The organism is Flavobacterium sp. Leaf359 (assembly GCF_001423985.1).
In the GTDB taxonomy this organism is placed as follows: domain Bacteria; phylum Bacteroidota; class Bacteroidia; order Flavobacteriales; family Flavobacteriaceae; genus Flavobacterium; species Flavobacterium lindanitolerans.
On sequence record NZ_LMPW01000014.1, the window covers coordinates 138,471 to 162,190 of the forward strand.

Here is a 23,720-nt window from a genome sequence, read left to right on the forward strand (position 1 = left end):
AGAATGAGATGTGATTAATTCTGGATGGATGAGTTGCGTTTGGCTTCTTCTCCTTTAATAATATCCAATTCTTTTTGGGCTTCTTCAATAACGTCCGGATAATCCTTAAAATTTTTAAGGACGCTTTCCAAAATGTAATTTGCCTGGAAGCTGTCTTTTAGTCCGTAGAAATTTTTCGCCATTACAACCAGTCCTTTGGCTCCAAAATATTTATATCCGGAATAGTCTTTGGCCAATTTCTGTACGGCCGTATTTGATGCTTCAAATTTCCCGTCTTTATTTTTGAAATAGGCATCATAAAACAATGCTTCTGCTGCCAGTTCTCCCTTAGCAATGGTCTGCAATTTTGCATAGGCTGCTTTGGCTTTAACCTCGTCGTTGATTTTTATTGCAGAACGTGCGACTATAACCTGGGCATCACTTTTTACCCTGTCGTCTGTTTTCGCATTTGCCAAAACTTTTTCGGCATATACTACCGCATTAGCATAATCTTTTTGCTCATAATACGATTTCATGAGATTGGACTGGGCAAATGTTACGTTTTGCGGATAATCGGCCTCTGCTTCCAATCTTTTCAAAACCGGAACGGCTTTCGCATAATCCGCTTTTTTGAGCAAAATCTGAGACAGCCTTGCAAGTGATTGCTCTGTAAACTCATTTCTTGGTTTTGCAATTACAAATTCATAATTCGGGATGGCATTATTTTCCAAACCATCCGCAAAATAGGATTGTGCGAGATAGAAATTTGCTTTCAGAGAATTGATTCCGTTCGGGAATTTCGCTATATAACCGCTCAATGCTGCAATTGCGGGTTTGATGTTATTCTGAAGATATTGCTTTTCAGCCGCTCCGTATGTATCATTATCCAATTCTGCATCAGACACTTCAACAAAGTCCAGGGTTTTTACCCAGGTAGCATATTCGTCAACTTTTCCTTTATCCAGATAAATCAGCCTTGCTGTCGATACAGCTTCCAAAGCTTCCGGAGTATTTGGAAATTCGGCTACTACTTTTTTAAGTTTGGTTAATGCCTGATCGTCTTTTTCTGCATTATAATACACCAATCCCTGACGCAGGATAGCTTTTGATGTATAGGAACTTTCTCTGTATTCTGCAATCAATTTATCATAGGTCTGAATAGCGCTTTCGGTCTTTTTTTCTGCTACATAGGTGTTTCCTAACTCATAAAGGGCATCGTCACGAAGTTGTGATTTAGGGAAGTTCTTGATAAAGCTGTTGAGCTCTTCAATTTTCTTTTCGTTTCTGGCCACAAAACCATAGCTGATTGCTTTTTGATAAGCAGCATAATCTGCATCAACGCCTTTGATTTCAATAGCTTTGTTATAGGCCTCCATTGCCGGCCAGTATTTTGAAGAAACATAATAACTGTCACCCAAACGCAAATAGGCATCATTCAGACGAACCTTATCGTCTTTTGGACCTGAAATGTAGCTTTGGAAGTTGACTGCAGCCTGATCGTAATCTTTCAGCTTAAAATAGGCATAACCCAGGTTATAGTAAATGTTTTTATTCTCCGGCGTGTTTTTAGCTTCGGCATCACCTAAAAATTGTTTATAAGTAAGCACTGCTTCTTTAAAACTATCCAGAACATATTCTGTTTCTGCTTTCCAAAAAGTGGCACGGGCTGTGAATCTGGCGTTGCTTCTTTCTCCTAAAGATTTCTTAAACATGGCAAGCGCCTCCTGATAATTGCCATCCGTATACAATTCCAAACCTCTGTAAAAAGTAACTTTTTGATAGGCTTCTCTATTAGAAGCTTTATTTTTTTCCAATAATGTCAGCGCCTCTTTGTAGTTTTTTGAGGTGATGTAGGAGTTGATTAGAAGTGTTTCGATTTCTGACCTACTCGGATTGTTTGGATATTTTTCAATAAAACCTTTTAAAACGGCAGGAATGCTCTGGTAAGAGTTACCAATTTCGTAGCTGAGTTTGGCATAATTCAGATAGGCATCTTCCTGAATTTTTGCATCAAATGCCATTTCAGAAGCATTTTTAAAGGCATTCAGCGCTTGTTGCTTCCTGTCGGTTTTTAAGTAGCTTTCTCCTAAATGATAATAGGCATTCTGTGCTACAAAATCTTGTCCGTCAATAATTTTATTGAATTGTGAAATCGCATTTTCGTAGTCGTTTTGCTTGTAGTAAGCATATCCAAGCTGGTAAAAATCGGTATTATTCCATTTTCCTTTTTTCCCTTTGTATTCGTTCAGGTATGGAATTGCCTGATCGTATTTTTTTAAATTGAAATAGCTCTCTCCTATAATTTTGTTCAATTCCGATTTTTCCAAAGCATTTGATTTAGCCATCGCTGCTTTCCCCAATTCTATCGCCTTATCAAATTTGCCCAGTTTGAAATTCATGTCTGCCTGGAAGTAAGACATCTTCTCCTGATATTTTTCTTCACCGGAAACCTCATCAAATAATTTGGTGGCTTTGGTATAATCATCCGACTCATAGGCCATGAAACCCAAATAATACTTTGCCTGAGAACCGTATTCTTTTGAATTCAGCACCTGGTTGAAATAATTTGTAGCTTCTTTTTTATTTCCCGCTGTAAAAAAGGTGTAGCCTTTTTGGAAGTTATATCTTTCTCTGTCATTATTGCTTAACGAACCTTCGTCAACCTTGTCAAACCATTTGAGTGATTGCGGATATTTACCCTGCTCAAAGTAATAATGCGCCACTTCAATATAGGCCTGATTTTGCTTGGTGCTGGTCGGATAGTCTTCTACGAAACTTTCCATCATCTGATCAGCATTAGCCTGATTCAGGCGGATAGCGCAGTTCGCTATATAGTAAGCACAATCCGCTTCGATATCCGAATTCTTATTGCTGTTGTCAGCTTTTACTTTTTCGAAAATAATCTGGGCAGCCTGATACTGCTTGTCGTTATAAAGCGAAACGGCTTTATTGTATTCCGTTAAATCGTTGGTATAAATTGCTGTCTGCTGAGCAAAAACCGGAGCGGTCCCTATAAATGAAAACAACAGAAATAACCTTGAAAGTCTGTGCATTTTTAATGGTTTTGTTTAATATCCAAATATATCAAATTCTTAAGTTTATAACGGAAGCTCTTTTGTGTTTATTGTAAACATCTTTTTTAACATTTGAAGTTTTATGCTATTGCGGTTTGGGAACATTGAAACTCAAAAGAATACAAACTGACAGAAATTAAAAACAACGATTTGCAATTTAATTTTGATAAAGCACGTTAACTTATTACTTTTACAACATAAACAAGATTACTATGTCGCAACCTGTGCTTTTTTTAAGAAACGTAAATATCTATCAGGAGAAAAACCTCATTTTATCGAACGTAAATATTGAAGTGAAACACGGTGAATTCCTTTATATTATTGGAAAAACCGGTTCCGGAAAAAGCAGCTTCATGAAAACCCTATATGCCGATCTTCCGCTTACGGAAGGACAAGGAAGCATTGTAGACTATGACCTGGCGACACTTAAAGAAAAGAACATTCCTTACCTGAGACGTAAAATTGGTATTGTATTCCAGGATTTCAAATTGCTTCCTGACCGAAACGTACAGGAAAATATGATTTTTGTTTTGAAAGCCACAGGCTGGACAGACAAACAGGAGATGCAGGTTAAGATAGAAGAAGTTTTGGAAAAAGTGGGCATGAAGAACTTTGCTAATAAAATGCCGCATCAGCTATCCGGAGGAGAGCAGCAGCGAATTGCGATTGCAAGAGCCTTGCTGAATGACCCGGAAATTATTCTGGCAGATGAGCCAACCGGAAACCTTGATCCGCAAACCAGTGTTGAAGTTATGGATGTATTGCGAAAAATCAATGCAAACGGAAAGACAATCATCATGGCAACACACGATTATGCCCTTTTGATGAAATTCCCTTCCAAAACATTGAAATGTGATAGCGGTTCTGTTTTTGAAGTGGTTCAAAGAACAGTTTAACGGTTTAGGCTATCTAAAATTCCGGATAAGATTTGGGCATTTGTCCTATCATTTAAATATTCTTCCAGTACTGCTTTTTTCTTTTCGCCATCCAAATATGGTTGCGATTTCAGGAAATTAATAAGTGAAATTAATTTCTCTTTTGAATCTGTTTTTATGCAGAAATCCGAGACGATTTCATCATCAATAATATTCTCATTGATAATACAGAAACGGCTCCTGAATAAAGAATTCAGCAATTTAAGCTTGGTACCCGACCTCTGAAAAGAAAGGATTAGATTAATATGTGCCTCGCCCAAAAGCTGTTTCAGCATTTCGAAATCTTTTAAAAATACAAATTCTATATTTTGGGTATTTCCAATCAGTCTCCTTACCATTTTTTCTTTTGATCCTGAGGCTATTACAAGCTTACAATCCAAATCCTTAAAAACCTCGATAAGATATTTCACAACCTTTCGATTGTCGGAAGTCCTTAAATCTCCATGATAAAAAGCATATTTGCCAAATCCTTCTATAATTTCAACTTTTTCATTGCCATGGAAGACGGGAATATAGGATGAGTTGTGGAATCTTGAATTGACATAGTCATTTTCAAACCTGGAAAGCGCCAGAACCTTGTCAAAGTGTTGTAATTTCTTTTCATATGATTCGTACTTTTTGCTTTCCAGAAAATACAAGGCCTTTTTAATCAGATTGTTTTCACTTAAAGCAATTCCCTTGAAATAGTCCTGTTCCAGATTATGCAACCGGACAACTTTCACCCTATTTTTCAATAGGTTATCTTCAAAACAATATGCCGTTTTTAGGCCTTCGTATAAAATAGGGGCATTATTTTTTTTCAGGTTATTTAAAAGTTCCCTGTTGTTTCTGGAAAGTACAGAAAACGGGGTTTTTGAAAAGAAATAAAATGGATTGTGTGAGTTTTTATAGAAATATACTTCTGAAACAATGGCGTCCAATTCCGGGCTTTGTTCAGGCACAGAATTTACAAAACAGTGCAGATAAATCGCATAGCCAATCTCATGCAGTGCTTTTATCTTATAAAAAACTTCGATGGCACCTCCATAATTGGGAGGAAACGGATTGTCAAAGCTAACTATATGAAGTTCTTTTTTCTGCATAGATAAAAACAAAAATACAGTTTTTAGGCTTATTTCAATAAAAAAAGTACTTTTGACAAAAACCTCATAACTTCTTTAAGAATGCCTTTTTTTTCCGTCATCATACCTTTATACAACAAGGAAAACAGCATTAGAAATACGTTAAGCAGCTTATTAGCGCAAACGTTTAGCGATTTTGAGGTTATTCTGGTAAATGACGGTTCTACAGATAATAGTGAAGCAAGAGCCTTAGAAATCAGCGATACCAGAATCCGTTTGTTTACTACAAAAAACCAAGGCGTTTCTAAAGCACGAAACTACGGGATAACAAAAGCTTCCGGCACTTTGGTTGCTTTCCTTGATGCTGATGATTATTGGTTTCCTAACCATTTAGAGCAATTGTCCAATCTGTATAAGATGTTCCCGGAATGTGGCCTTTACTGCACCAACTATGAGCGTTTTTTTAATGCTGACAAAGTGATAAAGCCAAAACATATTGACATTCCTTCCCATCCTTGGCAGGGAATTGTAAAGGATTTTTTTAAGTCGAGCTATATTGACAGGATAGCCTGGACTTCGGCAGTTGCCGTTCCAAGAACCATCTTGAATGAAATTGGAGGATTTAAAACCACAATTACGTTAGGTGCCGGAGAAGATACAGATTTATGGATTCGCCTTGCCTTGCAATATGATGTGGCTTTTGATAATGAAATTTCCTCCAGACACGTGCTTGATGCGGAAAACAGGATTTCGTTGGAAAAAACACTAAAGCGTTCCTATGCGAGACTGGATGAATTTCAGGAAGAAGAGAAACAAAACCCGTCATTAAAGAAATACCTCGACCTTCACAGAGTTTTTTTTGCCATACAGCATAAACTGGCCGGCAATATGAAAACTTACAATTTCTATATGCAATCTGTTGACAAGACCAATATTCCCTTAAAAGCTAAATTGGTAATGGCGATGCCTGTTTTTGTTGCCCGAAAATTCTATGCTTTTAAAAAATATCTTGAGCGCAAAAATATTCTGGTGTCAATTTATGACTGATTTACATATTCTATAAATTGGTCGAATTCCCTGATATAGTCCTCTTCCTGATAGACTTCTGAAGCAATAACAAGGCATACGGCACCAGACGAAAAATTCCCTAATTCTCTCCATGTTGTTGGTTTTATCAGAAGTCCTTTATCGGGTTTGTTAAGTGTAACCACTTGTTTTTCCTTACCGTCACTCAACATTACATCAAAACTTCCTGATAGCGGAATCAATAATTGCATTAATGTTTTGTGTGCGTGACCGCCCCTGTAGGAACTGCTGGGAACATCGAACAGGTAATAAACACGCTTAATTTCAAAAGGAACAACCTCATTTTCAATAACGGCTATGTTTCCCCTGTAATCTTCTATTTTAGGAATTTCAATAATTTCAATATTCATTACCTATTTTATTTTTAAATATTCAAGCCATTCGGCACCTATTTTTTCTACCGAAAAGCGTTCTATGCTTTCAAAGGCATTCTCTCTGCAAGTTGCACGTAATGTCTCATTTTCATTCATTTCATCCATTGCCTTGACAAGGGCATCGAAATTCTGGTCTTCTACCAAAAGTCCATTTTTGCCATTTTCAATCAATTCTCGCGGTCCGGACTTGCAATCAAAGGCCACTACAGGCACACCGCAGGCTAATGATTCTGTTATAATATTGGGCAATCCTTCATTTTTACTTGCCAGAATAGCAAATCGTGCCGATTTCATATACTGAAACGGATTGTTCTGGAAATCCAAAAATACTACCTTGTCTTCAAGTTTTTCAGATTGTGCTACGTTTTGTAAATATTCTTTTTGCGGACCATCTCCAAGCAATACTAACCTGATGTTTTGGGAAGGAAGCCTCGAGGCCGCATATGCCCGAATCAGCTTATCAAATTGCTTATTATTATCGAAAACCATTCGGCCAGCCGCAAAAACATATTCGAAATTCAAATTTATCCTTTCTTTTGACAAGGATACAATTTTATCAATTTCAAGCGGATTATAGATTGTTTTCAAATTTTTATAACCGTATTTGTTCCTGACTTTCTCCTCTATTTCTTTCGATACGCAAACAATTCCATAGGCATTCGAAAAGATATTTTTTGCTAAAAAATTATTTTTAGGGAAATACCAATCCGTATTATAGCTATGAATCATGGGTATATACGGTGCTTTGTAAGCAAATTTCGTTATCAGGAATTCCTTAATCTGGTTGTTTCTGGTTCTTACGTCGATTATATAATCAAATTTATTCTCTTTGATATATCTTTTCAGTATCAGAAACCGCTTCAGATTATTCCATATCCCGTTTCCCTTATCTTTCAGTTTGCCCAGATTTAGTAATTCTCCCGAGAAATCATAAGTCACCTCATCTAAGATTACAATATTATGTACCTCTATATTTTTGCTGGAAAAAAAATTTGACAAAATAGCATGAATCTTTTGCGCGCCACCATTTGAAAGAGTAATTCCTATCAAACATATTTTGGTTTGATGCATCTGTTGCTACTTTTTTAATTATTTTTGAAACAAATATAAACAATTATGAGGATTCTACTCGTTGGAGAATTCAGCCGGTTACACAATTCATTAAAGGAAGGACTTACTGCTTTAGGACATGAAGTGCATATTGTGGGTACCGGAGATGATTTTAAAAGATATCCTGTTGATTTTCCAATTTCTTCAACATTAGTAGCTTCCAACTCCTTACTCCGCTTCTGTAACAGGATTACCCGAAAATTGTTTCGGCTGGACCTTGAAGCCTATGAAAGAGCTTATCGGTTTCGAAAACTACTGCCAATACTAAAAGGTTATGATGTTGTTCAGCTGATTAATTCCAATGCTATAGAAACCTATCCCAAATTGGCGCTAAGGCTTTATGAAAAGCTATTTGCCCAAAACTCAAAAAAATTTCTTTTGATTTGCGGAGACGAGACTCCAATTGTTGATGTCTTACTGAAAAATAATTTGAAATATTCTGTACTCACACCTTATTTCAACAATCCAGCCACCAACAAAAAGTACTATAATTATACGTTGAATTATACCAACAACGAGCAGCGTAAGCTTTTTGATTTTGTACAAACAAATTGCGACGGACTGTTAGTATCCGACCTTGATTATAAAATCCCGATGGAACAGACAGGATTCGATTTCACATTCATTCCTAATCCGATAAATACCGATAAGCTTGAATTTATTCCGATGGAAATCCCATCCAGGATTGTTATTTTTCATGGAGTCAACAAGTATAGCGCTGTCAAAAAAGGAAGTTCTGTTTTTTTAGAGGCACTATCCAAAATAGAATTAAAATATGGGAATAAGGTCGAAATCAGAATTGTCAATAGTCTGCCGTATGACGAGTACCAAAAACACATACGTTCGGCCCATATTATTCTCGACCAGATTTATGCTTTCGACCAGGGTTATAATGCTTTAGAAGCAATGGCATTAGGAAAAGTTGTTTTTACAGGAGCTGAAACAGAGTTTCAGGAATATTATAAACTAACGGATACTGTGGCTATTAATGCTTTGCCTGATGTTGAATCTATAGTACAACAGCTTTCGTTTTTGATTGAAAACCCGGAAGAATTGACTTTGATTGGAAAAAGGGCTCGCCAATTCATTGAAAAAGAACACCATTTTGTCAAAATCGCTGAAATATATACCGAAAGCTGGAATACAACTAACCATTAATTCATGAAAACAATTCAGGCCAATAGCATCTATCGTCTTTTATTCTTTCTTATCCTTGCTGTATATTGTCTTTTCACGGCAAGGTATGGTTTTGAAACATGGGATACGGGGTATATTCCGGGTTACTCCTGGCGAATTGCTAACGGACAGGATGTTTATAAAGATTTTGTATATAAAGCCCCACCGTCGACACTATATTTTCAAGCCATTTTTATTAAAATACTTCCTGAAATTGGCCAATTTTATTTTATAAAAGTCACAAACTATTTGTTGTTTGCTTTACAGGTAGTTCTGGCTGTCAAAAGTTTTACCAATTTTTATCCGCAGCAAATAAAGTTCAACAAATGGGCTTTAATGATACTTGGTCTTGTCATTTCCTTATTAAACTTTACCGCCTATCCATGGCCTACAACAGACGGTCTGTTTTTCTCCGTCATTGCATTGTATATTCTTTCTTTAAGTAAAAAATCAAGCAACCTTCAGCTCTTGGCAATTGCCCTCTTTTGCGTATTATCCTCGCTTACAAAACAGTCCTTTTATTTGATTCCCTTTGGGTTTCTGTTTGCTATAACCTGCTTGCAAGGCATTAAAAAAGGCCTGTTTTTCTTTTTGTATCTGGTTCTTTTTTTACTGCTTTTCCTCTCGTGGGTGGCTTATACCTCTTCGCTACATGAATTTTTAGAGCAGACAACCGGAGAAACTCTTTTTAAGGATCTTCTTTATTCCGGTTTTCTGGATTATATAATTACTTATCCCAGAATCTCTGTTTTTATTCCTTTGCTTATTGTATGCGCTTTTTTATTGTTTTACTTCCCAAAACAGAAACCCCTGACGATTCCAGGATATTTAGAAAACCTGTCAATTGTTTTACTCGTTTTCTCTTTTTCCTTATGCTTTTTCAGAGATTTTTTAATCGCTTCCAGAATTGCAATGCTTTCAACTGTTTTGGCCGTAATCAGTAAGATAATAAAAGATTGGAAGCGTTTTTACTATTTCATCCCCATTCTACTAGTGCTTTTGATTGCCTGGAGCTGTTCTATAAGCATGGGCTATAATTACCCTATCTTCTTCTCGACCGGAATAATCCTTTCAATTACCATTTTATTTGCAGAAGAATTAGGCAAAGTATACAACCAAAAGCTTTTTATCTTTACAGGAAGTATCATTTTAGTATTGGCCTACTCTTCAAATCTAAGACCGTATAGAGAAAAACCCGTTTCAGAATTAAATTATTCGCTTACAGAGGTTTCGCCAAAATTAAAGTATCTGATGACCAATAAAGACACTGGTGAAAAATTGCTCGACCTTAAATCCTTAATCAAAAAATACGGCAATAACTATATTGTAACCCCGAGCTTCCCTATGGCCTATTACGTTTTTAATACCCAAAGCGTACTACCTGCTGATTGGCTTAAAAATAATGAGATAAATAGAAATCCTGAACATATTTTAAAGATTGCTGCAAAAAAGGAAAATTTTATTTTTTTCGAAAAAAGCTTTTTGGAAGGTGAAGAATTTATGTTTGAGAATAGAGAAGATTTTAGCGTAATAGCTATGTATATCTACCGAAATTTCAAAAAGACAGATGAAACAGAGCATTTTATCATCTACAACACTCAAGAAAAAAATGAAATATACCCAACCATAGCAAGGAAATCAGTTCATTAAAAATACTTCCTTTTTTATATTGTAATGGAAGCATATTTTAGAATCCGAAATTAAAAAATAATTTATTTAGATATTTTAATCCTGGCAGTAAAACCGATGCTTCATTTTAATTTTGAAATAAACTCCCAATACCAAAAAATAGAACGCATACGTAAAAGCATTGGCTTTAACAATACCTTCAATACCATAGAAGTCAATAAAAAGGATACTGGACACATATAAAACTCCCAAAGACATGAGTTCTGTTACGATAAAAGCCAATGTCATTTTTTTTGCAAAAAATTCATACCCTAAAATCATCGAAGCTACTTTGAAGGTATCGCCTATAAGTTGCCATTGAAATAAGTCTTCAACCGGTAAAAACTCTTTTGTAAACAGTAATTTAACAATAAAGTCTCTAAGGATATAAATAATTGCAGCGACAAAAATAAAAAGCGGCAAAATTGTTTTGTAGTAGCTGTAAAACACTTTTTTAGTTTCGTGATTGTTGACAGCCATTATAAGTTTTGGAAGGAAATAAACTGTTAGCAATGTTGAAATAAACAACAGATAGTTGGAAGAAATCCTTTCCATTGCAGACCAGTATCCGGCTTGTTCTTCTCCTAACTTTTCAATGACATTATTTCTTATGTTCAGATAAACCAACGGACCAAAGAATCCTGACACAAAAGCCATCAATGAAAATGAAGACAGGTTTCTGATAACGTCAAAATCGAAGTAACGGAAATGGATATATTCCCGCACATTCATCAGTGACCTGAAGTACAAATAGGCAACTATCAAAAGTAGTGCAGGTGTGGCTGCAATCGAAATCAGGGCTCCGGCAATATTCAGCTTCCATATCAGAATCACGGAAATGAGCAATCCGATGATATTTCCAAAAATAGCAATGTAAATTACCTTATGAAATTTCCCGAAACCATTCAGAATGCTTGTAAAAAAAACATTCATCACATAAAACGGAATAGAAATCGCCAGAATTGAAATGACAAAATCATAATTATTTCGCTCTCCGAAAACCTGGTTGTTCCAAAAATTACTAAAGATAAAAAGAGCCAGAGCAAAGAGTACAGAAGACACTAATAAGGCTATAAAAACAGTAGAAATTACTCTTTTCAACCGGTCTTCATCATCTTTGTTTTCAGCAGTATATTTTACAATTCCGTTCTGAAAACCCAAAGTAGTTATTGTTTCGATGGACGAAAAAAAGTTTCGCATATTGCCTACCAGGGCCATGCCCGGAGCTCCTAAAAAAACAGCAACAACCTTTGACGACACTATGCCTATCAGAAGCTTTATGATTACGCTGATACTGTTCAAAGAAGTTACCTTGAATAGCGAAGACCCTACTATTTTCTTTACAGAAACCAATTAGAATTTATTAATTATTTCAATTACATAGCTTACCTCCTCCTCTGTCATTACCGGACTTATAGGTAGACTTAAAGCCTCACGATGGATTTTTTCCGTAATTGGAAATGACAAATCACCCATATAAGAAAGTGCTTTTTGCTGGTGTGGCGGCGTTGGGTAATGAATCAGGGTTTGGATGGTATTGGCGGACAAATATTCCTGTAATTCTTCCCTGTTTGCAGTCCTGATTACAAAAAGATGAAAAACATGGTTTTGCGTACCATCAAAGAAAGGCAGTTTTATCTTATCATTCTTAATTTCTGCCAGATAACGTTCCGCTATTTTTTTCCTTACCGCATTTTCTGTATCCAGATTTGGCAGTTTAACGCTCAAAAAAGCAGCCTGTAATTCATCCAGACGTGAATTTATACCAATATAGTCATGGACATATTTTTTTTCGGAACCATAATTACGGATTGCAAAAATCATCTTTGCCAACGCATCATCGTTTGTTGTGATGGCTCCCGCATCGCCTAAAGCCCCGAGGTTCTTTCCCGGATAGAAACTAAATGCAGCGGCATCGCCCCAGTTTCCTGATTTTTTAGAATGCAGAACAGCACCATGACTTTGAGCGGCATCTTCTATCACAAGCAAATTGTTTTGTTTTGCCAGCGTATTAATTTCGCTCATTGGAGCCAATTGTCCGTAAAGATGAACGGGCAGAATCGCTTTTGTTTTAGATGTAATGGCTTTTTCTACGGTGTTAGGGTCCAGATTGTACGTCTCCAAATCGGGTTCAACCAACACGGGTATCAGGTCTGCCTGAAGCACAGCCAAAATACTGGCGATGTAGGTGTTTGCCGGAATGATTACTTCATCTCCTTTATGGAGTTTTCCTAATTGTATATAGGCTTTAAGAATCAGTACCAAAGCATCCAGTCCGTTTCCAACGCCAATGCAATATTTTGTGCCGCAATAGTGGGCAAAATTAGTTTCAAATGCCTTGATTTCATCACCTAGAATATACCAGCCCTTATCCATGACAGTTTTCATCTTATCTTGAAAAGCCTGTTCATAAGGCTGATTTACTTTCTTTAAATCCAGAAATTTTATCATATCAAAACATTTTCTAGCTTGTCATAATTGGAAGTAGCGATTTCATAAAAATCTTGCGTAAGTGTCCTGGCACCAAAACTCTCTTTCCAGAAAATAAGGCCTTCGTTAAGTTTTCGTCCGTTTTCCTCATTTGAAATACCAAAATCAAAAAATCTTTTATCCTTAAACACTTCAAGAATCAAATGGCTGTATAGAAAATCAAGTGAACCCAGTTCATTTTTTTCATTTTGACCAGAAACATATTGAGGATGTGCAACATTTTTAGAAATAAAAATGGTAGTTCCGGCAACTATCTTTCCTTCAAAATACACATTAAAATGTCGGATATTCTCCGGAAATAAGCGATGGAGTTTTTCAATTTCTTCAACCGTATGAACCGGTTTGGCATCATGTTTTGCAGAAATGTTCGGAATAAGAATTTCATCCCAGAATAGCCTGAAATCAGGCTCTTCTTTTATGGTCAATCCTAATTGTTGTCCTCTGCGTACACAAGCTCTTCTGGCACGGGAAATCTTATGCGGTCTCGAATTATCAATAACAGATAAGGCGTCTCTTCTTGTCAGTTTTGCATCTGCCAAGAACAGGGCATAATTAAGTTCGTCTGAAGGATAGTCAAAATAAATAGACGGCATCATCTTAAAATGGAGTTTCTGTATTCCAGCAGCTTGAAGATATTGCATTATATTTTTTACAATAAGGAGCATCATGGACTGTTTCAATTTTACATCACAGACTATACCTCCATAAGTGAGCCCCTGGTGCGAGAAAACGGTATCTCCCACTACATTTGCCGGCAACACCGCAATCCAGTTTTCACCATCTAAAACCACAAGGGAATAGTCACGAAACCTGTCACTATGATATTCCATAAAATCTCTATGGAACAAAAAGGTAGCATTTTTGGCATTAGCCACAAAAGCATTCCAATTAAGATAGTCTTCTGCTTGATATTTCCTGACAGTATAGTTTCTCACGGCTTGTTTTTATGCTTTGGAAAAGTACTAATTTTTTAGATATGATTGAACCATTCGTTAAAGCTAATTTTATTTTGTTAACATACTCTATTGTAAATAAATAGTATCTTTATATCTTTCAATTGATTATCGGGTGAATCTAAAACTACAAATTAGAAATTTTGTTGTCCTTTTCTTTTTTTCCTGTGCCGCCTTTGCACAGGATGTAGCTTTATTCAGGCAATTCAACGGACGTTATGATTTTACTATCATTGGAAATACATTAAACACCTCCGAGAACAATCTCAATAATTTTTGCACCATCACCACCTCTTCGTCCGCAACCCTAAACATGGGAGCTAACGACGAGATTGAAAAAGCATATCTGTATTGGGCAGGTTCGGGAACCGGCGACTGGAACGTGGTTTTAAATGGTGTTCCCATTACTTCTGAAAGAAACTTCGCCTACTTCCAGAACGACCTTGACTATTTCTGTGCCTTTACAGATGTTACCTCTCAAATACTTTCTACAGGAAACGGAAACTATACCCTGTCTGATTTAGATGTATCTCCCTTTTTAGATGCGAACCATTACTGCAACAATCGTACGAATTTTGCAGGTTGGGCAATTGTAATCGTTTATAAAAATGAAAGCTTTCCGCTGAACCAAATCAATGTATATGATGGTCTGCAAGGTGTTTCAAGAACACAAAATCACCTGACATTAACACTAAATAGCCTGAATGTAATTGACAATGCCGGTTCAAAAATAGGCTTTATTGCCTGGGAAGGTGACGTAAATTTGCCTACCGCAGGATTTACAGAGTCTTTAAAAATCAATGGACACATACTAAGCAATGCCTTAAATCCTGCCAATAATGCATTTAACGGCACTAATTCTTTTACCAATTCCAGAACCCTGTACAATATGGACCTGGATGTATATGAAATCCAGAATTACATTCAGATTAATGATGAATCTGTAGAAATCCAGCTAACATCGGAACAGGATTTTGTAATGATAAGCACTATCCTTACCAAACTGAACAATCAGCTTCCCGATGCCACTATTTCTATAGACAATGTAGCACTGGAATGCAATTCGCGAAGGATTATGGTTGATTATACCGTATATAATCTTGACAGTACAAATCCTTTAATGGCCGAAGTTCCAATTGCAATTTATGCAGACGGAAACCTGATTGAGCAAACCCTGACTGTTCCGCCAATTCCTATTGGCGGCAGCTATAGCGATACTATTTTTCTGACCATACCTGATGAAATTCCAAATGATTTCACTTTAAAATTTGTAGTTGATGATACCGGAAACGGTACCGGAATTGTGACCGAATTAGACGAAATGAACAATGAATTTTCCGTTTCGATTTCTATGCTGGTTTCGCCGGAATTTAATCTGCTTGATAAAATATTGGCCTGTAATGAAGGGCTAAAAAAAGGCACTTTCGATTTTTCACATTACGAAGAAATTGTAAAAGTTGACCCAGACCATATTGTTCATTTTTTTAATTCCCAAGAAGAAGCACAGGCAAACCAAAACCCAATTCCTAACACAAACCATTATGTTGCTTCTTCTACACCAAAAGAAATCTTTGTTAGGATAGAAGATGAAAACTGCTACAGCATTACTTCCTTTTTACTGGACACTAAAAACTGCCCTCCAACAGTTTATAACGCCGTAACGGCTAATGACGACGGGTGGAATGATTTTTTCTTTATAAGAGGACTGAGAGATATATTTGTAAACTTCAAGCTTTCTATTTACAACCGTTGGGGTACTTTGGTCTGGACGGGAAATAACGATACTGAAAACTGGTATGGCCAGGCAACCAAAGGCATCCAAATTGGCGGAAATGACCTTCCGGATGGCACTTATTATTATGTACTTGACCTCAACGACCCTGATTATAAAACACCGCTGACAGGGTATGTATACCTGACAAGATAATTTAGTTTTGCTTTAATGCCGGAAGATACCATTTGAATTTAACAGCCAGAAGTCGTAGCGAAATCATCACGCAGGAAGTAATTACATAAAGGATGTCATTATCCAGATTCCAATGTTTGAGGATAAAAAATAAAATCCCGCCAACAATACAAATCGTGGCATAAATCTCCCTTCTGAAGATTACGGGTATTTCATTACAAAGAATATCTCTTGTTACACCTCCAAAACAAGCCGTCATCGTTCCCAAAGCAATACAGATTATCGGATGAAGATTCGTATCCAATCCCTTTTCAAGTCCGATGAGCGTAAAAACGCCCAATCCTATCGTATCAAACAAAAACAATGAGGTTCGCAGCCTGTCGAGTTTCTTTCTGAAAATGATGGCGAGGAAATAACCTGCTATAATAAAGTAGACATAATTCAAATCACGCATCCATCCCACAGGAGTACGGCCTATTAGCGTATCTCTTAAAGTTCCCCCACCAACAGCTGTCACAAATGCGATAATAAAAACTCCAAAAGGGTCGAGCCTTTTATTCATTGCCGTTAAAGCGCCGGAAAGCGCAAAAGCCATAGTTCCAATTATATCTAAAAGATAAAACATGTGTAGTTTGTGAATTTTTGGATTTGGGATTTATGATTTATGATTTATGATGTGAGATTTATGATTTTTGACTTTCGACTTTTGACCTTCGACTTTCGACTTCCAACTTTCGACTAACCACTATCAACTATTCGCTACATTTTCTGCGTATAGTAATTATAATCTTTTAAAATCGTTTTAATGAAATCTTCATCATTACCTGACTGGTTTCTGATTCCTGTAACATCTTCGATTTTTGTCTTCAATCGCGTAATCATATGATAATCTTTGTTTGCCCTTGCGCTATTAAAAGTTTCTTTAATAATTCGGGCGTCGTTGTCGCTTAATTTTATAACCAGAGGATAAGTGGGTACATAGCTGACATCAATTTCTTCCAAAATGGTATGGTTAATATTAATGTTATTTTTTAGCGTAATAACCGATGTTCCTCCAGCCATATCTCCTAACCTTTGCGATTTTTCACTGGCTATTATGCTAACCAATCCTACTATACCACTGCTAAAACTGACATCAATTATTCTAAAAAGCCATCGCATAAGATAGTCTCCGAAAGAAGCCTGATAACCGTCTATTTTTACCACTTTAATTTTAAGCAGCCTTTTGCCTAATGTTTGTCCTTCAAGCAGACTCTCCAAAAGAAGCGAATAAAAAGCAACCGGCATGTAAAACAGCACCAATATTGAAATTCGAGACCAATCATCCATCTTATCCATGAGCTTATTGATTCCCAAACCGTAAAAAAACACAGAATATATGACAATCACATAAGCCGTTTTCACCAAAAAATCAAGGAGATAAGCCAAAATCCTGTCACCTATTGAAGCCGCCGTAAAATTAATATTGACATTTTGAGTCGTATTTATAGATAATTGTGTCATATTTTATATTTTAGCTTCCAATGAGAGAAATTGCATTCATAAAGCAAAATAAAGAAAAATGGCTTGATTTTGAACAAGCAATTTTCGGTAAAGCTAAAAAAAATCCTGATGAAATGGCCAGTTTGTATATACATTTGGTCAACGATTTGTCTTATGCACAAACTTATTATCCTAAAAGCAAGACCGTTGTCTATCTTAACTATCTGGCAGCACAGATTTACCAAAAAATTTACAAGACAAAAAGAACAGAAACCAATAGGTTTGTCTACTTTTTTTCTACAGAAGTTCCGTTACTGGTTTACCAATACCGAAGATATGTTCTGTATGCATTCCTCCTTTTCTTTCTGACTACTGCAATTGGTGTTGTTTCGGCCAAATATGACCCCGATTTTGTAAGGCTTATTTTAGGGGATAATTATGTCAATAAAACTTTGGGAAATATCAAAGATGGCAACCCCGTCGCTATTTACAAAGACGGAAGCAATTGGGGTATGACAATTGGAATCACGCTAAACAACTTATATGTCGGCCTCAGATGTTTTCTCTATGGTATTTTTGCAGGACTTGGAACTTTTTACATACTGATTCAAAACTGTATTATGCTGGGTGCTTTTCAATATTTTTTCTATGAACAGGGCGTGTTTTGGGAAAGTGTAAGAGGAATATGGATTCACGGCTCAATGGAAATTTTTGCCATTGTTATTGAAGCTGCTGCCGGATTTATTTTAGGTGCTTCGATATTATTCCCAAAGACCTATTCCCGGATGACTTCGTTTAAAATAGGATTTAAAAACAGCTTAAAAATCTTTTTAGGAACAATGCCTTTTACTATTGGGGCCGGAATCCTGGAAGGCTTTGTAACCCGCTATTCACTCGAAATGCCTAACTGGCTGAATGTGTTTATCATCTTATCTACCTTATCCTTGATTTCTTTTTATTTCCTCATATTTCCTTTTATAGTCAATAAAAAAATACACTCCGCCAAATGATAACCTTATTCAAGAAAAGAAATTTTAACGACTACCTTAACGACACTTTCTCCTTTTTCAAAAAAGACGGAAAGCATTTCCTTAAAAACTATTTTGTCATCAACGGGATTTTCCTGCTGCTGTTAGTGGTTTTTATTTATTTTCTATCGAAAATTTATTTTGAGGCTATTTTTTCTACATTCGAGAATACCAATACAGGATACAATCCTATAGAAAAGCTTTTTAATGAAAACCTGGGATTGTTTATCACTTCACTTGTCGGATTTATACTGCTTTCTCTTTTTCTCTCATTACTGAATTTTGCTTATCCGATTGTCTATCTTGACCTGTATGATAAAAATTCAGGAAGTAGTTTTGACACCAGAGATATAATAAACGGCCTAAAAAACAAAACCGGAAAAATTCTCTTATTCTTTATTATTTCCCTATTTGTAATAATTCCGGCTGTGGCAATCTTATTTATTGTCTTGCTGTTTCTTTCATTCATTATTATCGGAATACCGTTGATGATAATTGCACTTCCGGCCATTTCCAGTTTGATTACATTAACATTCTTTGATTACCTGAATACTGACAATGGTTACTTCACTTCACTAGGTAATGCCATTAGTTATCTAAAAAAACAGTTTTGGCCAATTGTGGGCGTTACCATGCTTATGTATATGATTATTCAGATTATACTAACCATCTTTTCAATGATTCCGTATGTAATTGCAATGGTTCTGCTTTTCTCTTCAATTGAAAGCGGCTCAACCGCACCTACACAGGATGCCTTCTCCACTTTTGGAATCCTGATGACCATATTATTTGTCATCGCAATTCTGGCTAACTACATATTAAACAACCTCCTAATTGTCAATCAGGGCTTGATTTACTATAGCCGAAGAGAACATGATGAAAACAACTCCACCTTTGGTGAAATTGACACTATCGGAACAAATTTTGAATAAGCTGCTTTACATATTTTTATTTTTCTTCTGCCTGAATACTTTCGGACAGGACTCACTTTCTGTTGCCAAAACGGATTCGGTTACCGTAGCTTCAAAATTTTCTGAAAAAGATATTATTATTGACTCCACAAAAATAAAAGAACGTTCTTTTTCCAATTTTAAAGAAAAATACAGCGATTCCAGTTTTGATTATGAACCAAAATCCAAAGAAAAAAGCGCATGGGAACGTTTCAAGGAGTGGCTCGCCTATTGGTATAATAAAATTTTCAGCCTGGGCAATGACGAAGCTTCAATGTCTGCCGTCGAATTAATCCTAAAAATACTTGCAGTCATTGTCATCCTGTTTGTAATCTACCTCATCGTAAAAGCAATTATGAATGACGAAGGACAATGGATATTTGGAAAATCTTCTGACAAGAAAGTCATCCATTATGACGAAATTGAAAAGAACCTCCATCTGGTAGATTTTGAAAAACTGATAAAAGAAGCGGTAAAATCGGGTGAAAACCGTTTGGTAATACGCTATTATTATTTGTGGCTTCTGAAAGAACTCGCTTCAAAAGAAATAATCGAGTGGGATATCGAAAAAACAAATTCTGACTATCTCTATGAAATAAAAAACGAAAAGCTCAGAAACGACTTTGCCTATCTTTCTTACCTGTACAACTATATTTGGTATGGTGAGTTTGAGCTAGGGGAAGAAACGTTCTCTCAAGCAATACAATCGTTTGAAAAAACAATAAAAACTTTATAATGAACAAGACTATCAAAATATATATCGTGTTTTTGGTACTGCTTTTGGTAGGCATTGTTTATATTGACGTGACCCGTCCAAAGCCCATCAACTGGACACCAACTTATGACATTAAAGATAAAATCCCTTTCGGGTTGTATGTCTTTAATGAGGAGGCTCCTGCCTTATTCGGACAAAAAGTTAATCGAATTACAGAGACTGCCTATCAATATTTTGAACCAAAATATGATTATGACAGTCTTGTAAATACATATACTATTCGCGGAACGATTCTGTCTGTTTCTGACCAATATATGATTGACGACGAATCAACACAAGAACTTTTATACTTTGCCCAACATGGCAATAAAATTTTTATCAGTTCAAAATCATTTCCTCAAAAATTGATGGACAGCCTAAAATTTAGCTATTCTTCAAAATTTATGGGTCGGGATACTATTTTCACCTCATTGGCCAACCCGCATTTGGGCAAGAAAAAATACGATATTTCCGTAGGTGCCGGAAATTCCTATTTTGAAAAAATTGACACTTTAAATACGACAGTACTCGGATATCATGAAAACACAAAGGAAAAACTGGTCGATTTTATAAAAGTACCTTATGGCAAAGGGGAATTCTATCTGCATACGCAACCTGTTGTATTCACCAACTATCATCTTTTAAAAGACAATCATTCGGAATATGCCGCCAAGGTCTTAAGCTATACCGATGGTGAAGTATTCTGGCTTTTAAAAAATCAGTCGGGAGAAATCGTTTCAGGTTCCCCAATGCGTTATATCCTGAGTCAACCGGCATTAAAAGCGGCATGGTATATTTTCTTGCTTGGTATGATTGTTTTCTTCATATTTAATGCAAAAAGAAAGCAACGAATCGTCCCAATTATAAAACCTTTGGAAAACACTACTGTAGACTTTACAAAGACCATTGGCAACTTATATTTCCAGGAAGGAAATCACGATAACATAATTGAAAAGAAAATCATATATTTCCTCGAAAAAATAAGAAACGATTATTTGTTGGACACAACAGTTCTGGATGAAAATTTTGAAAAGAAACTCCAGCAAAAATCTGGCAAAAAAATAGAAGACATCCAAAAGGTAGTCTATCTTATCAACCAACGCAGAAAGAGTTACCATCAAAGTATTGAAAGCGACCTGATTGCCTTGAATACAGCCATTGAGAAAATTCTCGCCAAAGAAAAAAACAGTCAAGAAACATAATCCAATTACAAAATGGAAGAAAATACAGCACACAATCCGAATGTAAATCCAATTGAGAATGTAAATTTTCAATCCCGAATAGATTTGAGCCAGCTACAGGAGAGTATCGAAAAAATCAGGGCAGAAATCAGTAGCGTCATTGTAGGACAACACAAAATGATTGACCAGCTTTTGGTTGCCATTCTTTCAAACGGACATGTCCTGTTGGAAGGTGTGCCCGGAGTTGCCAAAACAATCACCGCAAAATTGGTTGCCAAAACCCTAAACATTGGTTTCAGCAGGATTCAGTTTACGCCGGATTTGATGCCATCAGATATTTTGGGAACTTCTGTATACGACTTAAAAAAGTCAGAATTTGAATTCAAAAAAGGGCCTGTTTTCTCCAATCTTGTCCTCATTGATGAAATTAACAGGGCTCCTGCCAAAACTCAGGCCGCTTTGTTTGAGGTTATGGAAGAGCGTCAAATTACGATGGACGGAATTACTTATGATATGGAAGCACCGTTCCTGGTAATTGCAACCCAAAACCCTATCGAACAGGAAGGAACCTACCGACTGCCGGAAGCTCAATTGGACCGATTCCTGTTCAAAATCAACATTGACTATCCAAAGCTGGATGAAGAAATCCTTATCATCCAGAAAGAACACCAATTACAAAATCATGGAAAATTGGATAATATCCAAACAGTATTATCTTCAGAAGAAATCCAGAAATATCAATCTTTGGTAAAGCAGATTATTGTTGAGCCGCAACTTTTGGAATATATCGCCAAACTGGTTATCAATACGCGTGAAAATGCTTTCCTGTACTTGGGTGCTTCGCCTCGTGCTTCTATTGCCATCTTAAACGCTGCAAAAGGATATGCAGCAATCCGCGGAAGAGATTTCGTAACGCCGGAAGACATTAAAGAAGCCGCTATTCCTGTTTTACAACATAGAGTTATCGTAACTCCGGAACGTGAAATGGAAGGCATCACCAGTATCGAAATCATCAAACAGGTCATCGAAGCCATCGAAATTCCAAGATAATTTAAAAGTTACGTCCGTTGAAACTGCTTAAAAAATTATACATCAACAATTTCTTTTTTTACGCGCTGATTGGCGTGGGATTCTTGTATTGCGTTGCCTTTATTTTTCCGGCACTTTACAACGCCGCCAGCTATTTATTGCTGATACTTTTAGGCTTTCTGGCTCTTGATATACTGATTTTGTTTAGCGCCAAACATGGAATCGAAGGCACCCGAATCGCACCCGAAAAACTGTCAAACGGAGATGAAAATCCTATTGGAGTTACAATAAGAAACTACTACACCTTTCCTATTGGCGTAAAAATCATAGACGAAATTCCGGAACAGTTTCAGATTCGCAATTTTGGAATAAAAAGAAGAATCAAGGCCTCCTCACAGGACGATATCCAATATTATCTTCGTCCAACTTCAAGAGGTGAATATGTATTTGGAAATCTGAACATTTATGTATTCTCACCGCTAAGACTCGTTTCCAGAAGGTTTACATTCAATAAAAACCAGATGGTTCCTACTTATCCGTCGTATATTCAATTGCGAAAATATGACCTGATGGCATTTTCCAACAATTTATTCCAATATGGTGTAAAGAAAATCAGGAGAATTGGCCATACAATGGAATTTGAACAGATTAAAGAATATGTACAGGGCGATGATATCCGTACGCTGAACTGGAAAGCGACCGCCAAGAAAAATGCTTTAATGGTCAACCAATTCCAGGATGAAAAATCGCAGTCTATTTATATGGCTATTGACAAGGGACGTGTCATGAAAATGCCCTTTAACGGACTCAGCCTGTTGGATTATGCCATAAATGCAACACTGGTTCTGTCCAATGTCATTTTAAAAAAGCAGGACAAGGCCGGAATGTTTACCTTTTCTAAAAAAGTAGAAAACCGCGTTGCTGCCGAAAGGCGCTCTTCGCAGATGCATCAAATTCTTGAAAATCTTTACAATGTCAAAACTGATTTCTTTGAAAGCGACTATAGCCGCTTGTATGTCGATATAAAGAAAAATATCAACCACAGAAGTTTAATCATTCTGTATACTAATTTTGAAACGCTCGACAGTTTGCACCGCCAACTTCCTTACCTGAAAGGAATTGCTAAAAACCATTTATTGGTGGTTGTATTTTTCCAAAACACAGAATTAAACGATATTATCAACTCGAAAGCAGTCACTATACAGGAAGTATATGATAAGGTAATTGCTGAAAAATTTGCATTTGAAAAACGACTGATTGTAAACGAACTGAAAAAATATGGAATCCACTCCGTATTGACCCAGCCTGAAAACCTGACTTTAGATACAATTAATAAATATCTGGAGATTAAGGCAAGGGGAATCTTATGATTTGGGATTTTTGATTTAAGATTTTTGATTTAGGACTTTTGACTTTCGACTTTTGACTTCAGAACTTTTGACTTCAGAACTTTTGACTTTAGATTTTTGATTTAGTACCTTAGC

21 protein-coding genes are annotated in these 23,720 nt (G+C 36.3%); 12 read left to right on the forward strand and 9 right to left on the reverse strand.

The window, feature by feature from the left end:
• Nucleotides 1–14: 14 nt before the first annotated feature.
• Nucleotides 15–3,032 carry a tetratricopeptide repeat protein gene (locus ASG38_RS15055; RefSeq protein ID WP_056072893.1) on the reverse strand — a complete coding sequence of 1,006 codons (3,018 nt, stop codon included), beginning with the start codon at nucleotides 3,030–3,032 and terminating at the stop codon, nucleotides 15–17.
• Between the two features lie 233 nt (nucleotides 3,033–3,265).
• Between ASG38_RS15055 and ASG38_RS15060 the strand changes: the two genes are divergently transcribed.
• Complete coding sequence (locus ASG38_RS15060; protein WP_056072895.1) at nucleotides 3,266–3,949, forward strand: cell division ATP-binding protein FtsE; 684 nt, start codon at nucleotides 3,266–3,268, stop codon at nucleotides 3,947–3,949.
• Here ASG38_RS15060 and ASG38_RS15065 read toward each other — a convergent pair.
• Entirely contained in the window at nucleotides 3,946–5,070 is a 1,125-nt protein-coding gene (locus ASG38_RS15065; RefSeq protein ID WP_056072899.1) for a hypothetical protein, read from the reverse strand. The two genes, ASG38_RS15060 and ASG38_RS15065, sit on opposite strands and share 4 nt — an antisense overlap.
• A gap of 81 nt (nucleotides 5,071–5,151) precedes the next feature.
• On the opposite strand from ASG38_RS15065, the gene ASG38_RS15070 reads away from it, so the two are divergent.
• Nucleotides 5,152–6,096: a glycosyltransferase family A protein gene (locus ASG38_RS15070; RefSeq protein WP_056072902.1), complete on the forward strand. Its 945-nt coding sequence runs from the start codon at nucleotides 5,152–5,154 to the stop codon at nucleotides 6,094–6,096.
• Here ASG38_RS15070 and ASG38_RS15075 read toward each other — a convergent pair.
• Complete coding sequence (locus ASG38_RS15075; RefSeq protein WP_056072905.1) at nucleotides 6,087–6,485, reverse strand: FdtA/QdtA family cupin domain-containing protein; 399 nt, start codon at nucleotides 6,483–6,485, stop codon at nucleotides 6,087–6,089. The genes ASG38_RS15070 and ASG38_RS15075 overlap by 10 nt on opposite strands.
• 3 nt (nucleotides 6,486–6,488) lie before the next feature.
• Entirely contained in the window at nucleotides 6,489–7,559 is a 1,071-nt protein-coding gene (locus ASG38_RS15080; protein ID WP_162239709.1) for a glycosyltransferase, read from the reverse strand.
• A gap of 66 nt (nucleotides 7,560–7,625) precedes the next feature.
• Between ASG38_RS15080 and ASG38_RS15085 the strand changes: the two genes are divergently transcribed.
• Nucleotides 7,626–8,777 (forward strand): glycosyltransferase, encoded by a 1,152-nt coding sequence (locus tag ASG38_RS15085; protein WP_056072911.1) that lies wholly within the window; start codon nucleotides 7,626–7,628, stop codon nucleotides 8,775–8,777.
• Between the two features lie 3 nt (nucleotides 8,778–8,780).
• Nucleotides 8,781–10,445, forward strand: coding sequence for a hypothetical protein (locus ASG38_RS15090; RefSeq protein WP_056072914.1), 1,665 nt, complete (start codon nucleotides 8,781–8,783; stop codon nucleotides 10,443–10,445).
• Between the two features lie 75 nt (nucleotides 10,446–10,520).
• Here ASG38_RS15090 and ASG38_RS15095 read toward each other — a convergent pair whose 3' ends face one another.
• Nucleotides 10,521–11,723, reverse strand: a complete 1,203-nt coding sequence (locus ASG38_RS15095; RefSeq protein ID WP_235498605.1) for an O-antigen translocase — start codon at nucleotides 11,721–11,723, stop codon at nucleotides 10,521–10,523.
• Here ASG38_RS15095 and ASG38_RS18325 point away from each other — a divergent pair.
• Nucleotides 11,641–11,820: a hypothetical protein gene (locus tag ASG38_RS18325; RefSeq protein WP_235498607.1), complete on the forward strand. Its 180-nt coding sequence runs from the start codon at nucleotides 11,641–11,643 to the stop codon at nucleotides 11,818–11,820. The two genes, ASG38_RS15095 and ASG38_RS18325, sit on opposite strands and share 83 nt — an antisense overlap.
• Here ASG38_RS18325 and ASG38_RS15100 read toward each other — a convergent pair.
• Both ASG38_RS15100 and ASG38_RS15105 read right to left on the reverse strand, forming a co-directional pair.
• The gene (locus ASG38_RS15100; protein WP_056072920.1) at nucleotides 11,817–12,914 is read right to left on the reverse strand and encodes a DegT/DnrJ/EryC1/StrS aminotransferase family protein; all 1,098 of its coding nucleotides are present in this window, start codon (nucleotides 12,912–12,914) and stop codon (nucleotides 11,817–11,819) included. The two genes, ASG38_RS18325 and ASG38_RS15100, sit on opposite strands and share 4 nt — an antisense overlap.
• Nucleotides 12,911–13,888 (reverse strand): GNAT family N-acetyltransferase, encoded by a 978-nt coding sequence (locus ASG38_RS15105; protein ID WP_056072923.1) that lies wholly within the window; start codon nucleotides 13,886–13,888, stop codon nucleotides 12,911–12,913. Before ASG38_RS15105 ends, ASG38_RS15100 begins: the two co-directional genes overlap by 4 nt.
• A 133-nt stretch (nucleotides 13,889–14,021) precedes the next feature.
• Between ASG38_RS15105 and ASG38_RS15110 the strand changes: the two genes are divergently transcribed.
• The gene (locus ASG38_RS15110) at nucleotides 14,022–15,833 is read left to right on the forward strand and encodes a gliding motility-associated C-terminal domain-containing protein (RefSeq protein ID WP_056072926.1); all 1,812 of its coding nucleotides are present in this window, start codon (nucleotides 14,022–14,024) and stop codon (nucleotides 15,831–15,833) included.
• A 1-nt stretch (nucleotide 15,834) separates the two neighbouring features.
• Here the strand turns inward: ASG38_RS15110 and ASG38_RS15115 are convergent, their stop codons facing one another.
• Nucleotides 15,835–16,437, reverse strand: coding sequence for a trimeric intracellular cation channel family protein (locus ASG38_RS15115; protein ID WP_056072929.1), 603 nt, complete (start codon nucleotides 16,435–16,437; stop codon nucleotides 15,835–15,837).
• 134 nt (nucleotides 16,438–16,571) lie between these two features.
• Complete coding sequence (locus ASG38_RS15120; RefSeq protein WP_056072931.1) at nucleotides 16,572–17,315, reverse strand: RDD family protein; 744 nt, start codon at nucleotides 17,313–17,315, stop codon at nucleotides 16,572–16,574.
• 20 nt (nucleotides 17,316–17,335) lie between these two features.
• Between ASG38_RS15120 and ASG38_RS15125 the strand changes: the two genes are divergently transcribed.
• The 6 genes from ASG38_RS15125 to ASG38_RS15150 are packed head-to-tail and all read left to right on the forward strand — an operon-like array spanning nucleotide 17,336 to nucleotide 23,606.
• Nucleotides 17,336–18,304 carry a stage II sporulation protein M gene (locus ASG38_RS15125; protein ID WP_056072934.1) on the forward strand — a complete coding sequence of 323 codons (969 nt, stop codon included), beginning with the start codon at nucleotides 17,336–17,338 and terminating at the stop codon, nucleotides 18,302–18,304.
• Entirely contained in the window at nucleotides 18,301–19,254 is a 954-nt protein-coding gene (locus tag ASG38_RS15130; protein ID WP_056072937.1) for a hypothetical protein, read from the forward strand. The genes ASG38_RS15125 and ASG38_RS15130 overlap by 4 nt, the downstream gene beginning before the upstream one ends.
• Nucleotides 19,247–20,008, forward strand: a complete 762-nt coding sequence (locus ASG38_RS15135) for a hypothetical protein (RefSeq protein WP_056073039.1) — start codon at nucleotides 19,247–19,249, stop codon at nucleotides 20,006–20,008. Before ASG38_RS15130 ends, ASG38_RS15135 begins: the two co-directional genes overlap by 8 nt.
• Nucleotides 20,008–21,228, forward strand: coding sequence for a DUF4350 domain-containing protein (locus ASG38_RS15140; protein ID WP_056072940.1), 1,221 nt, complete (start codon nucleotides 20,008–20,010; stop codon nucleotides 21,226–21,228). Before ASG38_RS15135 ends, ASG38_RS15140 begins: the two co-directional genes overlap by 1 nt.
• Before the next feature lie 12 nt (nucleotides 21,229–21,240).
• Complete coding sequence (locus ASG38_RS15145; protein WP_056072942.1) at nucleotides 21,241–22,257, forward strand: MoxR family ATPase; 1,017 nt, start codon at nucleotides 21,241–21,243, stop codon at nucleotides 22,255–22,257.
• Nucleotides 22,258–22,274: 17 nt separating this feature from the next.
• Entirely contained in the window at nucleotides 22,275–23,606 is a 1,332-nt protein-coding gene (locus tag ASG38_RS15150) for a DUF58 domain-containing protein (RefSeq protein WP_056072945.1), read from the forward strand.
• Nucleotides 23,607–23,720 lie beyond the last annotated feature (114 nt).